The organism is Isoptericola sp. NPDC055063 (assembly GCF_053608125.1).
This window is the reverse complement of the sequence record NZ_JBSGUW010000018.1, coordinates 14,051-27,750: the sequence shown is the minus strand read 5'-3', so window position 1 is coordinate 27,750 and position 13,700 is coordinate 14,051. Positions and strand designations below refer to the sequence as shown.

8 protein-coding genes are annotated in these 13,700 nt (G+C 73.1%); 3 read left to right on the top strand and 5 right to left on the bottom strand.

What is annotated here, in order from left to right; all coding sequences use genetic code 11:
• The first annotated feature begins 58 nt into the window (after positions 1 to 58).
• Positions 59 to 2,155, top strand: coding sequence for an acyltransferase family protein (locus tag ACWF41_RS19330; protein ID WP_380323048.1), 2,097 nt, complete (start codon positions 59 to 61; stop codon positions 2,153 to 2,155).
• A gap of 24 nt (positions 2,156 to 2,179) precedes the next feature.
• Here the strand turns inward: ACWF41_RS19330 and ACWF41_RS19325 are convergent, their stop codons facing one another.
• The 5 genes from ACWF41_RS19325 to ACWF41_RS19305 form a co-directional block, all read right to left on the bottom strand.
• Entirely contained in the window at positions 2,180 to 4,519 is a 2,340-nt protein-coding gene (locus ACWF41_RS19325) for a LicD family protein (protein WP_380323045.1), read from the bottom strand.
• A gap of 64 nt (positions 4,520 to 4,583) precedes the next feature.
• On the bottom strand, positions 4,584 to 8,078 hold the full coding sequence (locus ACWF41_RS19320) for a bifunctional glycosyltransferase/CDP-glycerol:glycerophosphate glycerophosphotransferase (RefSeq protein ID WP_380323042.1): 3,495 nt from the start codon (positions 8,076 to 8,078) through the stop codon (positions 4,584 to 4,586).
• A gap of 102 nt (positions 8,079 to 8,180) precedes the next feature.
• On the bottom strand, positions 8,181 to 9,500 hold the full coding sequence (cysN, locus tag ACWF41_RS19315; protein WP_380323039.1) for a sulfate adenylyltransferase subunit CysN: 1,320 nt from the start codon (positions 9,498 to 9,500) through the stop codon (positions 8,181 to 8,183).
• A 3-nt stretch (positions 9,501 to 9,503) separates the two neighbouring features.
• Positions 9,504 to 10,406, bottom strand: coding sequence for a sulfate adenylyltransferase subunit CysD (gene cysD, locus ACWF41_RS19310; RefSeq protein WP_380346900.1), 903 nt, complete (start codon positions 10,404 to 10,406; stop codon positions 9,504 to 9,506).
• A complete protein-coding gene (locus ACWF41_RS19305) occupies positions 10,403 to 11,266 on the bottom strand; it encodes a 3'(2'),5'-bisphosphate nucleotidase CysQ (RefSeq protein ID WP_380323033.1) in 864 nt (287 codons plus the stop codon). Before ACWF41_RS19305 ends, cysD begins: the two co-directional genes overlap by 4 nt.
• A gap of 133 nt (positions 11,267 to 11,399) precedes the next feature.
• On the opposite strand from ACWF41_RS19305, the gene ACWF41_RS19300 reads away from it, so the two are divergent.
• Together ACWF41_RS19300 and cysC are read left to right on the top strand one after the other, a co-directional pair.
• Positions 11,400 to 12,374, top strand: a complete 975-nt coding sequence (locus ACWF41_RS19300; RefSeq protein WP_380323030.1) for a sulfite exporter TauE/SafE family protein — start codon at positions 11,400 to 11,402, stop codon at positions 12,372 to 12,374.
• Positions 12,371 to 13,627, top strand: a complete 1,257-nt coding sequence (gene cysC / locus ACWF41_RS19295; protein ID WP_380323027.1) for an adenylyl-sulfate kinase — start codon at positions 12,371 to 12,373, stop codon at positions 13,625 to 13,627. Before ACWF41_RS19300 ends, cysC begins: the two co-directional genes overlap by 4 nt.
• Positions 13,628 to 13,700 lie beyond the last annotated feature (73 nt).

The window sequence follows — 13,700 nt, the reverse complement described above, 5'->3', positions numbered from 1 at the left end:
AAGGTTCTCCCGTGGCACTGACCGCTCTCCGCCCGCACCCCGTCCCGGCGTCCGCGTCGTGAGCCAGACCCTCGACGCGCCCGAGCGCACCACCGCGCCCCGGCCCCCCGCGAAGGTCCTGCGGTACGAGATCCAGGCGCTCCGCGCGCTCGCGGTGCTCCTCGTGGTGCTGTTCCACTTCTGGCCGGGTCGCCTGCCGGGCGGGTACGTGGGCGTGGACGTCTTCTTCGTGATCTCGGGCTTCCTCATCACCGGCCACCTCCTGCGGGAGGTCGAGTCCACCGGCACCGTCGCCCTCGGGAGGTTCTGGGCGCGCCGCGCGCGGCGCCTGCTGCCCGCGGCCTACATGGTGATCGCGGTGTCCGTCGTGGTGACGCTGCTGGTCGTGCCCATGACGCAGTGGCACCAGTGGTTCCGCGAGGCCATCGGCGCCACCCTCTACGTGGAGAACTGGGTGCTCGCCGCGGACTCGGTGGACTACCTCGCCGCCGAGAACGCCCCCTCGCCGGTCCAGCACTACTGGTCCCTCTCGGCCGAGGAGCAGTTCTACCTGGTCTGGCCGGTGCTCGTGCTGGTCGCCGCGCTCCTCGCGGCGCGCGCCGGCCGCTCGCGCCGCCGCGTGACGGGCGCCGTCCTGGCCGTCGCCACCCTCGCGTCCTTCGGCTACTCGCTGTGGCTCACCACGACCAACCCCGCCTCCGCGTACTTCGTCACCACGACGCGTGCCTGGCAGTTCGGGGCCGGCGCCCTCCTCGCCGTCGTCCTCGCGCGGTCGGCGCCAGCCCTGCTCGGCGCCCGGTGGCGTGTGCTCGTCAGCTGGGCCGGGCTCGCCGCGATCGCGGCGTGCGGACTGTTCTACGACGCGAAGACGCCGTTCCCCGGGACCGCGGCCCTGCTGCCCGTGGTCGCCACCCTCGCCGTCATCTGGGCCGGGACGCCGTCCGGCCCCCTCAGCCCGACCCCGCTCATGCGCTGGCGCCCCGTGCAGTACACCGGGGAGATCTCGTACTCCCTGTACCTGTGGCACTGGCCGGCGATCGTGATCCTGCCGTACGTCCTCGGGCACACGCCCGGCCTCCTCGAGCGGGTCGCCCTGCTCGTGGCGGTGCTGATGCTGTCCATGCTGTCCAAGCGGTACGTGGAGGACACCTTCCGGTTCACCCGCCGCTGGGGGCTGCAGGGCACCGGGCGCGCCCTCGGGCTCACCGCCGCCGTCGCCGCCGTCCTCGCCCTCGTGGCCGGTGCCGGCCTGGCCGTCGCCGACCACCGCACGCAGCAGCAAGAGGAGCTCGCGGCCCGGCTCGTCGCCGACATGCCGCCGTGCTTCGGCGCCGGATCCATGGACCCGGAGAAGCCCTGCGACAACCCCGACCTGGACGGCATGCTCGTCCCCGCCCCCGAGGCCGTCGGCGGCGACTACGCCGACTACCCCGACTGCTGGGTCGAGGGCAACGAGGACCGCCTCAAGGAGTGCTCGTTCGGGCCCGTGGACGACCCCGACGTCCCGCACGTCGTCCTCATCGGCGACTCGCACGCCCGCGCCATGCTGCCCGCGTTCATCGCGCTCGCGGAGAAGGGCACGATCAGCCTGACCCCGCAGCTCAAGGCCACCTGCGCGTGGACCACGGGGACGATCAACTACGACGACCCGCAGCGCTCCGCGACGTGCGAGACGTGGAAGGACCAGCTCGCTCCCTGGCTCGTGGACCACGCCGAGGACATCGACCTGATCGTCACGACCGGCTACCTCAAGATGCTCTCCGGCGACGCCGACCAGCAGCGTGACCAGATGGTGGCGGCGTGGCGGCCGGTCGCGGAGAAGGACGTGCCGATCGTGGCGCTCGGGGACAACCCCTGGCACCGCACGGGTCCTTCGAAGTGCCTCGAGCAGCTCGACGTGATCGAGCCCGACAGCTGCGACACGACGCGGGCGAAGGCCTTCCCGTTCCCCAACACGTTCAAGGCCTCCGCGCAGGAGGTCCGCGGCGCGAAGTACGTCGACCTGACGGACTTCTACTGCGACGACACGACGTGCCCGTCCGTGATCGGGGGCGTCAACGTCTACCGGGACAACAGCCACCTCACCACCACGTACACCAAGACGATGGCGCCGTACGTGCTCCGCGAGCTGCGGAAGGTGGGCGCGCTGTCCTGACGGCCGCGCGCCCACCGCGCCGCGTCAGTCGCGCAGCGTCCAAGGCCAGTCGTAGAACGGGTCGGCCACCGACCAGCCGGCGCCGTACCGCTCCTCGAGGAACGCCTCGGGCCGCGCCGGCACGAGCAGGTCGTGGCCCTTGAACGAGAACGTCCGCGGCGGCAGGACGATGTCGGTGTCGATCGTGCGGAGCTGCATCTTCTCCATGTGCAGCGCCGTCGACGCGCCGCCGACGAACAGCGGGAACACGTCCACGTGGAGCTTGGTCTCCGGGTCGTGCAGGTGGAAGTTCGTGTAGGTGTTCGGGCGCGACACCCTCCAGCCCTTCCCCTGCAGCCGCTCGCGGAGCTCGGCGAGCAGGGGCTCGCCCTCCGCCCGGCCGGGCGCGTCGAGGGGCACCATGAGGTCGACGTCGTCGTCGTGCGCCAGGAAGTCCCCCTCGCGCACGGCGCCCAGCAGCGTCCCGTAGGCGAGCATCGTCGGGTACCCGCACGACTCGAGGACCGCGGACGCGTGCTCGATGGTCGCGATGTAGTCGTCCGACCGCTCCCGCAGCCCGCCCACGTCGACGATCCCGTGCCGCGTGAGCACCGCCCGCGGCGCGCCCAGGACCTCGCCCGCCCGGTTGACCTCGTCGCCGAGCCGGTGGAGGTCGGCCTTCGAGCGCAGGACGAACTGGAAGGCCCGCATGGACGTGGCGGTCCCCGGTGCCCGGTGCCGCTCCGCCGCCAGCAGGTGGCCGAGCAGCGCCCACTCGTCGTCGGAGAGCTCGACGTCGTCGTCCGGGCGCTCCGTCGGCAGCAGCTGCGCCAGCAGCCGCTGCTCCGCCGGGTCCGCCGTCAGCAGCCCCGTACGGGCCCGCTCGGCGAGCCGCGCGAGGACGTCCGCGCGTGCCGCGCCGGCGGCCTCCGCCGAGGCGAGGACCGCCTCGTCCACCGGCGCCCCGCCGATCCGGGACAGGACGTCGAGCGTGTGGCGGACCACCCGGTCGGAGTCCACCGTGACGACGACGTCGGGGCCGTCGGCTCCGCGGCCGACCGCGACGCTCAGCGCCCGCGTGCGGATGCCGTACCCGTCGAGGCGGTTGTAGACGCGCACCTCGTCGGCGTCGACGGGCGGGTCGAAACGCACGGTCCACCACGGGCCGGTCTCGCGCGCGGTCCGGATGCCGCCGAGGCCGAACGGGGACCGGTCGTCCTTGGTCACGTCGGAGCTCTGCGTCACCGTCGCCGTCGACAGGTCGACCTCCACGCGCTTCCCACGGCGGAAGAGCTCCAGGCCGCGCAGGTCGAGCTGGTGCTGCCCCTCCCGGGGGAGCGAGAAGCGCACCTCCTCCACCGGAGCCGCGAACCGGACCGGCAGGTAGTTCGCCCCGATGCCGCCGAAGTACCCCAGCGACGGCAGGAGCACGCGGGTGCCGCCCTGGCTCGCCAGCGTGCTCGGCTCCCGCCGGGGCAGGCGCTCGGTGTGTCGACGCGGCGCGCCCCTCCGATGCAGGAGCGGGCTCGCGTCGAGGAGCGCCCGGTGGTCGAACCGGATCGGGTCGTCCGCGAACGTGAAGGTCTCGTCGAGCAGCTCGCGGGTCACCGGCTGGGCCGCGAGGTCGAACCGGTGCGGGGCCCGGAGCTTCTGGACGGCCCCGAAGTAGTCGTAGAACGGGAACGCGCCCCCACGGGGGGCGTCGGACTCCAGCCACGCGCTCGGGATGCCGTAGGCGTCGGCGACCACGAGCCCGTGCAGCACCGACGACACGATGCGCCGGCAGGACAGGATGTCGCGGAGCACGGCCTCGACGTCGACGCGCCCGGCGTCGATGAGCAGGACGCCCGGGCCGTAGGTCGCCTCGGCCCAGCGCCGCTCGTTCCAGCTGACGACCACACCGACGTCGTGCGTCACCGGCACCTCAGGGGCGTGCACCAGCGGGAGGAGCAGCGCCGGATCGCCGTACACGGCCGGGACGGGGATGCCGAACCCCTTGGCCGCCGACAGCTTGGCCCGGGTCAGCGGGCCGCGGACGGCGGTGTACGCCGCGGCGGCGGGCACCTCCGTCACGTCCTCGGTCCCGTAGACGCCCGTACCCCAGAAGATCGTCTCGTCGGTGCCCTGGTTGATCACCGAGCCGATGACGCCGTAGTGCGGCCGAGACCGGTCCGCCACCATCGTCGCGCGGCCGGTGAGCCGCCCGACGAGCCACGGCGACAGGGCGTCGCCAAAGCTGGAGCGGAACGTGAAGTGGTTGACCGGCACCTTGCCGTCCACCAGGACGAGGTCGTCCGCCACCTCGTAGTCGTCGAGCAGTCGCAACGCGCGCAGCGCCTCGACGGCGTCCGGACGTCGGCGTCCTTCGCCGGCCCTCCGCACCACCTGACCGAGCCTGGACCGGGCAGAACGATAGATCGACATGATGTGCTCCGGTGCTGGGGGTCGGTCAGTGGCTCAGGCCAGTCGCGTCGAGCACGCGGGCCGACGCGGCGCCGTCGTCGCGCGGTGCGAACTCAGCGACGAACCTATCGTGCGCGGCGCCCCACGCGGACCAGTGGTCGGCGCCCAGCGCAGCCACCAGCTCGCCCGTGTCCGCGCAGAGCGGGCCGGGCGCCACGTCGACGAGGTCGCGGTAGAACCCCCGCGTCTTCGACCCGTACAGCTCCAGGTCCGGCACCAGGAGGTAGATCGGCCGCCGCAGGACCCCGTAGTCGAACATGATCGACGAGTAGTCCGTCACCAGGGCGTCCGACGCGAGCATGAGCTCGTTGACGTCGGGGTGGTGCGTCACGTCGATGACGCCGTCCGGCAGGTCGCTCGACGAGCCGGCCGTGTTCGAGTGCCCCCGGTAGAGCACCACGGTGCGCGGCCCGGCCGCGCGGCGCAGCTCGTCGAAGTCGAGGAACGCGACCCGGCCGTACCGGGCGCCCTCCTTGATGTTGTCCCGCCACGTCGGCGCGTACAGGAGCACCCGCACGTCGTCGTCGAGGCCGAACCGCTCACGGACCGCGGCGCGCGTGGCCGCCGCGGTGTCGTCGACCAGGGAGTCGTTGCGCGGGTAGCCCTCGGTGACGATCCTGCCGTCGTAGCCGAACGCCCCCGGGAAGATCTCGGCCGAGTACGCGTTCTGCGCGAGCAGGAAGTCCCAGCTCTGCGCCTCGCGGACCATGAGCCGGCGGTAGGTGAGGGTGAGGTTCGCCCCCGGCACGTCGTTGCCGATGCGCTTGAGCGGCGTCCCGTGCCACGTCTGCAGGTAGGTCTGGTGCGGCAGCTTGCGGAAGTACCACGGCCAGTTGTTGTTGTTGACCAGCAGCGTGGCGCGCTCCAGCAGGTCGTACCAGGCCGTCGAGTAGCGCAGCACCGGGGTGGCCCACTCCGGCACCGGAGTCGACAGGCACGCGACGGACCAGTACTGCGGCCGGGCGTCCCGCCGGCGGTGCAGCTCGCGGCTCAGCGCGAGGGGTGAGTCGCCGACCGTCCGGCCGCCGAACGACTCGAGCAGCACCGCGTCCAGCGGCTCCTGCTCGGCGCGGCGGTACCGCAGGTACAGGAGGTGCTGCGCCCGGCGGCTCCGCTCGCCGTCGTCGAGCGCGGTGCGCAGGCGCACGCTCACCGACCCGATCTTCGGGGTCGCCGAGACCGACGCCGACACGACCCCGTCCGTGAGCTCGAGCTGCAGGGACCGCAGGAGGCGCGCCGCCGCGCGCGGGCGCATCACGACGTCGCCCACCGACAGGACCATGACGAAGCTCACGGACTTCGACAGCGTGCTGCCGACGGCGTCGGTGATCGGGAGCACGACGTCGAACGCGCCGTCGGCGTCGAGGTCGAGGCGGACCTCGCTGCCCGCCGCGACCTCGTGCCACAGCGCGAGCGTCAGCTGCTCGCGGGGCAGCTCCTTGGACACGAACGCCCACCCACGGACCCGCAGGCCGTCGCGGCCGAGGCTCAGCTCCTCGATCTCGCCGAGGACGGGGCCGGTCTGCGCGATCACGTTGCCGAACCGGGTGGCGGCGGGCAGCACGCTGGTGCCGGCGACCGGCTCCAGGGTGCTGCTCGGCGCGACCCACGAGAACCGGACCTCGCGGCCGCCCCCGGCGGGCCGGGCGGCGAACACCCAGGTCCGCAGCCCCTCCGTGGGCAGCGCCTCGGGGAGCGTGAACGCGACGACGTCACGGCCGTCCTCGTGCCGCCGCACGCCGGGCACGGTCCACGTCCCGGCCCGGGCGGCGCAGCTGCGGATCTCCGGCGACGCCCCCGGCAGGACCAGCTCGACGCGGCGGCCCGACACCCGGAGGTCCTCGACCGGGACCCGGGCGGGGGTCGTCCGGCGCAGCTCGAGGGCGTCCGTCCCCGCCGGTGCGTCGACGAACCAGCGGCCGGCGGCGTCCAGCGGGCCGAAGACGGGGAGCCGCCCACTCGTCCGGGGGTCCGGCACTGGAAGCGGCGCGACCCGCTCGACGCCCTCCACGCGCACCCCGACCTCGAGGCGGTACGGCGGCGAGACCAGCTCGGCGAGGTCGAACCGCGCCCGGAAGCCGGACGCGGCGTGGTCGTTCCACGGGTCCACCGCGCGCATGTCGATGGTCTCGTCGGTGAAGCGCTCGACCGTGCCCGGCACGCGCCCGCCGTCCTCGGCGACCGCGTCCAGCGTGATCTCGCTCGACGTCCCCGCGAGGTCCACGTACGCGAGGTACGCGCTCCCCTCCACGGTGAGCGACCCGTCGCCCAGCACGACGTCGGCCACGCGGCCCACGATCTCGGCGTCCGGGTCGAGGTCGTCGAGCACCCCGTCCGGCTCCAGCTCCAGCCCCTCGAGGAAGTCCGGTCCGAGGGTGACGTGCCCGTCCCGTGCGATGCCGTGCACCTTCCACGTCATCGACTCCCGCCGGGCCACGAGCTCGGCCACGTCGTCGCGCAGGCCGTGGTACGCCGCCGCGGCGGGCAGCCGGTCGTAGACCGGCACCTCGCGCAGGCGCTCGTACCCCGCCATGTCGAGGAAGCCCTGGACCTCCGTGCGGAGGAAGTCCCAGTACTCGTCGCCAGTGCGCGGCACCTGCTCGTAGTAGAGGCGCATGTCGAAGCCGATGACCTTCGCCTCCCACGCCTGGCGCACGGCGACGGGCGCGTCGCGCATCACCTCGTGCAGCTCGTCGAGCATCCGCCAGCGGCCGGTGAGGTCCTTCATCGTCGACTTCTGCTGCGTGATGGACGACTCGTCGTCCCGGATCCGCCAGTAGCAGACCACGTCCTCGACGATGTCGAACCGACCGTGCAGGTAGGCCTTCGCCGAGGGCACCTGGTCCTCGTAGAGGCCGTCCGGGAAGCCGACGACGACCCGGCGGAAGTACTCGGCCCGGAAGAGCTTCGTCCACGCGAAGACGTTCTTGAGCGCGTCGGGCTCCTCGACGATGGTCACGCCGGTGCGCGTCCGGTCGTGGAGCTTGCGGGCCCATGCGGGCATGTGCCGGCCGCCCGAGGTGTCCCGCAGCAGCGAGCCGACCGCGAAGTCGGAGCCGCTGCGCGTCAGCGACGTGAGCATGACCTCGATCGCGTTCGGCGGCACCGTGTCGTCCGAGTCGACGAAGCAGAGCATCTCGCCGCGCGCGTGCCGCACGCCCGTGTTGCGCGCGGCGCCGAGGCCGCCGTTCTCCTGCTGCACGATCCGCACGCGGCGGTCGCGCGCGGCGATCGCCCGCACCACCGAGATCGAGTCGTCGGGCGAGCCGTCGTCGACCACGACGACCTCGAGGCGCCGGTGCGTCTGCGCGAGGATCGACTCCAGGCACTCCCCCACGTACCGCTCGACGTTGTACACCGGCACGACGACGGACACGAGCGTCCGGCGGCCCGGCCGGCGCAGCTCCGTCACGCGCGCGCGCCAGGAGGCCGGCAGACGACGGTACGTGGACCGCAGGAGGTTCGAAAGCACGGTGGTCATCAACTCGCGATCAGGCGACGGACGGGGCGTCCGTGACGGTCGGGGGCCCTCCCGCGGTCCGGAGGTGTGCGGTCAGGAGGTGTGCGGCCGGGAGGCGGTCGGTCAGGAGGAGTGCGGCAGGGCGCCGATCATCCCCGCCGCGACGGTCTTGTTCGTGGCCTCGTCCACCAGGATGAACGCGCCGGTGCGGCGGTTCTGGCGGTAGGAGTCGACGAACAGGGGCTGCGTGACGCGCAGCTGGATGCGGCCGATCTCGTTGAGCCGGATCTCGGTCGCGTCCTCGTCGCGGTGCAGCGTGTTGACGTCCACGCGGTACTTGACGTCCTTGACCATCGCGCGCGCCCAGCGGGTGGTGTGCTTGATGGCGTACTTCTTGCCCGGCACCAGCGGCGCGGACTCGTCCATCCAGCAGACCATGGCGTCGAGGTCCTGCAGCGCGGCGGGGCTGTTGTTCGGGCGGCAGATCATGTCGCCGCGCGAGATGTCGATCTCGTCGGCGAGCCGCACGGTGACCGACATCGGCGGGAACGCCTCGGTGACGGGGCCGTCGGCGGTGTCGATCGCCTCGATGGTGGTCTCCAGCCCGGAGGGCAGCACGCGCACGGCATCGCCCGGCTTGAGCACGCCGCTCGCGACGGTGCCGGCGTACCCGCGGTAGTCGCGGGCGTCGTGCGACTGCGGCCGGATCACGTACTGCACCGGGAAGCGCACGTCCTGGAGGTTGCGGTCGCTGGCCACGTGCAGGGTCTCGAGGTGGCTGAGCAGCGGCCGGCCGTCGAACCACGGCGTGTTCTCGCTGCGGTTCACCACGTTGTCGCCCACGAGGGCGGAGATCGGGACGAACGTCAGGTCGGGCACGTTGAGGCGCGAGGCGAAGTCCGTGAAGTCCCGGCGGATGTTCTCGAAGACCTCCTCGGAGTAGTCGACGAGGTCCATCTTGTTGACGCACACCACGATGTGCGGCACGCCCAGGAGGGTCGCGAGGAACGTGTGCCGGCGGCTCTGCTCGATGACGCCCTTGCGCGCGTCCACGAGGATGAGCGCGACGTCGGCCGTCGACGCCCCGGTGACCATGTTCCGCGTGTACTGGATGTGGCCGGGGGTGTCCGCGATGATGAACTTGCGCTTCGGCGTCGCGAAGTAGCGGTACGCCACGTCGATCGTGATGCCCTGCTCGCGCTCGGCACGCAGGCCGTCGGTGAGCAGAGCGAGGTCCGTGTAGTCGTTCCCGCGGTCCTTGCTCACCTGCTCGACCGACTCGAGCTGGTCCTCGAAGATCGTCTTCGAGTCGAACAGCAGCCGCCCGATGAGGGTGCTCTTGCCGTCGTCGACGGAGCCCGCCGTGGCGAAGCGCAGCAGGTCGGCCGACGTGTCGACCGCCTGCTGGGAGGCGGCGGACGGGGTCTGGGTCTCGGTGCTCATGGCTTAGAAGTAGCCCTCTCGCTTGCGGTCCTCCATCGCGGCCTCGCTCACCTTGTCGTCGCCACGGGTGGCGCCGCGCTCGGTGAGGCGCACGGCGGCGACCTCCTCGACGATCTCCGCGCGGGTCGACGCGGTCGACGCGACGGCGGCGGTGAGGTTCGCGTCCCCCACCGTCCGGTAGCGCACCGAGCGCACCTCGGAGGTCTCGCCGTCCTTGAGCGGCGTGAACTCGTTGACGGCGAAGAGCATGCCGCCCCGGTCCACGACCTCGCGCTCGGCGGCGAAGTACAGGTCGGGCAGGTCGATCTCCTCGGCCTCGATGTAGGCCCAGATGTCCAGCTCGGTCCAGTTGGACAGCGGGAACACGCGGATCGACTCGCCCTGGTGGACGCGCCCGTTGTACAGGTCCCAGATCTCGGGCCGCTGGTTCTTGGGGTCCCACTGGCCGAAGTCGTCGCGGAAGGAGAACACGCGCTCCTTGGCGCGCGCCTTCTCCTCGTCGCGGCGGCCGCCGCCGAACAGAGCGTCGAAGCCGTTCTTCTCCGCGGCCTCCAGCAGCACCGGGGTCTGGATGCGGTTGCGGGAGCCGTTGGGCTCCTCCTGCACCAGCCCACGGTCGATGGCGTCCTGCACGGACGCCACGACCAGCTGGATGCCGAGCCGCTCGACCCACCGGTCGCGCGTGGCCAGCACGGACGGGAAGTTCAGGCCCGTGTCCACGTGCATGATCGGGAACGGGATCCGCGCAGGCGCGAAGGCCTTGGCGGCGAGGTGCAGCATGACGATGGAGTCCTTGCCGCCCGAGAAGAGCAGACAGGGGCGCTGCATCTCGGCCACCACCTCGCGGATGATGTGGATGCTCTCCGCTTCGAGGCTGCGGAGCTGGCTCAGGACGTGAGACGTCACGACTGGGCACCTTCCTTGATGTCGACCCCGACCGCGGTCAGCGCCGCGCGCAGGCGCGACGCGACGGCCGGGTGGCTGACGAAGAGATCGGGGAGCCAGGGGTCCTGGCGGTTGTACTCGAGCGCGGTGCCGTCCAGGCGGGTGCAGTCCAGGCCGGCGGCGAGCGCGACGGCGACGGGGGCCGCGGAGTCCCACTCGTACTGGCCGCCGCCGTGCACGTACGCGTCGACGGTGCCGTCGACGACGGACACCACCTTCACGCCGGCCGAGCCCATCGGCACGAGCTCGACGTCGCCGCGGGCGGCGAGGTCGCGGACGAACTCCGGCGGGCGGCTGCGGCTCGCGGCGAGGCGCAGCGGGCGGGTGCCGGCGAGCACCGCGCCCGCGTCGGACAGGTCGGCGCCCGTGGCCACGGTGCTGAGGACGGCGTCCCGCGCGGGGAGGCCGACGGCACCGGCGGTGAGGCCGGAGCCCCGCTCCCACAGGGCCACGTGGACCGCGAAGTCGTCGCGCCAGGCGCCGGACAGCTCGCCCTCGGCGTGCCGCTCGGCGAACTCCCGCGTGCCGTCGAGCGGGTCGATGATCCAGACGCGGTCCGCCGTCGCGCGGGCCCCGACGTCCTTCGCCTCCTCCGAGAGGACGGCGTCGTCGGGCCGGGCGTGCGCGAGGGCCCCCGCGAGCCAGGCCTGGCTCGCGGTGTCGCCGGCGTCCTTCAGCCCGGCGGCGACGAAGTCGCCCCCGGCGGCGTCCACCTCGGCCCGCAGACCGAGCAGGACCTCGCCCGCACCGCGCGCGAGAACGACCGCGAGCTCGCCGTCGGGCAGCGCCGGGTCCGGGTAGGACGGGCTGGACTGCGGCATGCGGCTCCTCGGCTGACTGCTCTGGGACGGCGGCCCGACAGGGCCGCGGCCGAGGCTACCATTCCGGGAATGGAGTCCTGAGTGAGCGTTCGCGACAGCGAAATTCGTTTTATCCGATAGGAATGGTGCCCTTTTGAGCGTCGAACTCCCGCTGGTCCTCGGCGGCCTCGTCGTGGGCTTCGTCGTCGGCCTCACCGGGATGGGCGGCGGCGCGCTCATGACGCCGATGCTCATCTTCGTGTTCCGCGTGGACCCGCTCACCGCCGTGTCCTCGGACGTCGTCGCCAGCCTCTTCATGAAGCCCGCCGGCGCGATCGTGCACCTCCGCCGGCGCACCGTGAACCTTCAGCTCGTGCTCTGGCTCTGCATCGGGTCGGTACCCGCGGCGTTCTCCGGTGCGCTCCTCATCCGGTACCTGCCGTTCGGCGACGGCTTCGACGAGGTCCTCAAGAAGGTGCTCGGCGTCGCCCTGCTCATCGCCTCCGCCGGCCTGGTCGTGCGCGCCGTGCTCGGCATGCTCCAGCGCCGCACCGCCCTCGGCGAGGGACCGGCCCGGCCGACCAGCCCCGACGTGGCCGTGCGCAAGGTCCCCACCCTGATCCTCGGCGCCGTCGCCGGGCTGATGGTGGGCCTCACGTCGGTGGGCGCCGGGTCGATCATCATCGTGGTCCTGCTCCTGCTCTACCCCGCGCTCAAGGCGTCGCAGCTCGTCGGCACCGACCTCGTGCAGGCGGTCCCGCTCGTCGCCGCCGCGTCGCTCGGCCATATCCTGTACGGGGACTTCGAGCTGGGGCTCACCACCTCCCTGCTCATCGGCGCGATCCCCGGCGCCTGGTTCGGCGCGCACGTCTCCAGCCGCGCGCCCGGCGGCATCATCCGCCGCGCGCTCGCCATCCTGCTGCTCGCCTCCGGCCTCAAGCTGCTCGGCGCCCCGCTCGGCGTCGTCCTCGCCGCGGCCGTCGGCGCCCTCGTCGTCGGCAACGTGCTGTGGATCGTGGTGCGCGAGCGGATCAAGAAGCTCCCGCCGCGGCCCAAGCCCCTCGGCACCGTCTCCGCCCCCGACATCGAGCCCGAGCCCGCACCGAAGGACGTCACCCCCTCACCATGACCGCCCCCGCCGACCTCACCGCAGACCAGCCCGACGACCTGCCCGCCGCGACGCGCGTCCTGTCCCCCGACGAGCTGGACCTGCTCGAGCTCGCCCTCGGCGGCGGAGCGCCCTGGACCCCGCCGGCGGGGCTTCCCGACGGCCCCGTGACGCTCACCGACGCCGAGAACACCCCCCTCGCCGTCGTCGGCGACGAGGCCGCGCCGCGCGCCGTCAAGCCTTTCGCCCGCGCCGCCGGCCCGCACTGGGACCCGGCGCTGCGCCGCACCGCGGACGACGTCCGGCCCGGCGCGGACGCCGCCCTCGCGATCGTCGTCGCCGAGCCCCCCACACGCTCCGAGCTCGACGCGCTGCCCGCCCTGGCCGCTGACACCGACGCCGTCCTGGTCCTCGTGCCCGCCTCCCGCCGCTCCCCCGCGGCCGGGCACGTGGGCGCGCCCGGCCTGGTCCGCGTCGCGCGCGACGTGGCGGAGCGCCTGCGCGCGACCGGGCGGCGCGCCGAGGTCGTCGTCGTCCCCTGGCCCGCGACCGCCCCCGGCACGCTGCGCTGGCCCGACGTCGCCGCGCGTTACGGCGCCGCGCGCGCCGAGGTCCTGGCCGACCACCGCTCCGTCAGCGAAGGAGAGCGGGTCGCTCGGCTCGGCGCGCTCTGGTCCGACGAGGTCGCCGCCCTCTACGCCGAGCCCGCCGCCGGCGAGCTGGCCCGCGCAGCGCGGACCGCGCGCCGCCGGGGCGCCGTCGTCTTCTTCACGGGGCTGTCCGGCTCCGGCAAGTCGACCGTGGCCCGCGCCCTCGCGGCCGAGCTCGACGACGAGGGCCTGCACACCACGCTGCTCGACGGCGACGAGGTGCGCCACCACCTGTCCAAGGGGCTCGGCTTCGACAAGGCCTCGCGCGAGCTGAACGTGGAACGCATCGGCTACGTCGCGTCGCTCGTGTCGTCGCACGGCGGCGTGGCCGTGGCGGCCCCCATCGCGCCGTTCGCCTCCGGCCGCGCGCGGGTGCGCGAGCTGGCCGAGGCCGCCGGCACGTTCCTGCTGGTGCACGTCAGCACGCCGCTCGAGGTGTGCGAGGCCCGCGACCGCAAGGGCCTCTACGCCAAGGCCCGCCGCGGCGAGATCCCCGAGTTCACCGGGATCTCCTCGCCGTACGAGGAGCCCACGGACGCCGACCTCGTCATCGACACGTCGCAGGTCGACGTCGCCGACGCCGTCGCGCAGGTCCGCGCCGCGCTCGCCGACCGCCTGGGCTGAGCACCGCGCGCCCGCGCCACCCCGGGCAATGTTGTGGGTGGGCTCGTGGCCCTGTCTCGAGTCGAGACAGGGC

Coding starts and splice junctions, on each gene's coding strand:
- ACWF41_RS19320 (WP_380323042.1), bottom strand. CDS start 8,078: ATGACCACCGTGCTTTCGAACCTCCTGCGGTCCACGTACCGTCGTCTG.
- cysN (WP_380323039.1), bottom strand. CDS start 9,500: ATGAGCACCGAGACCCAGACCCCGTCCGCCGCCTCCCAGCAGGCGGTC.
- ACWF41_RS19305 (WP_380323033.1), bottom strand. CDS start 11,266: ATGCCGCAGTCCAGCCCGTCCTACCCGGACCCGGCGCTGCCCGACGGC.
- cysC (WP_380323027.1), top strand. CDS start 12,371: ATGACCGCCCCCGCCGACCTCACCGCAGACCAGCCCGACGACCTGCCC.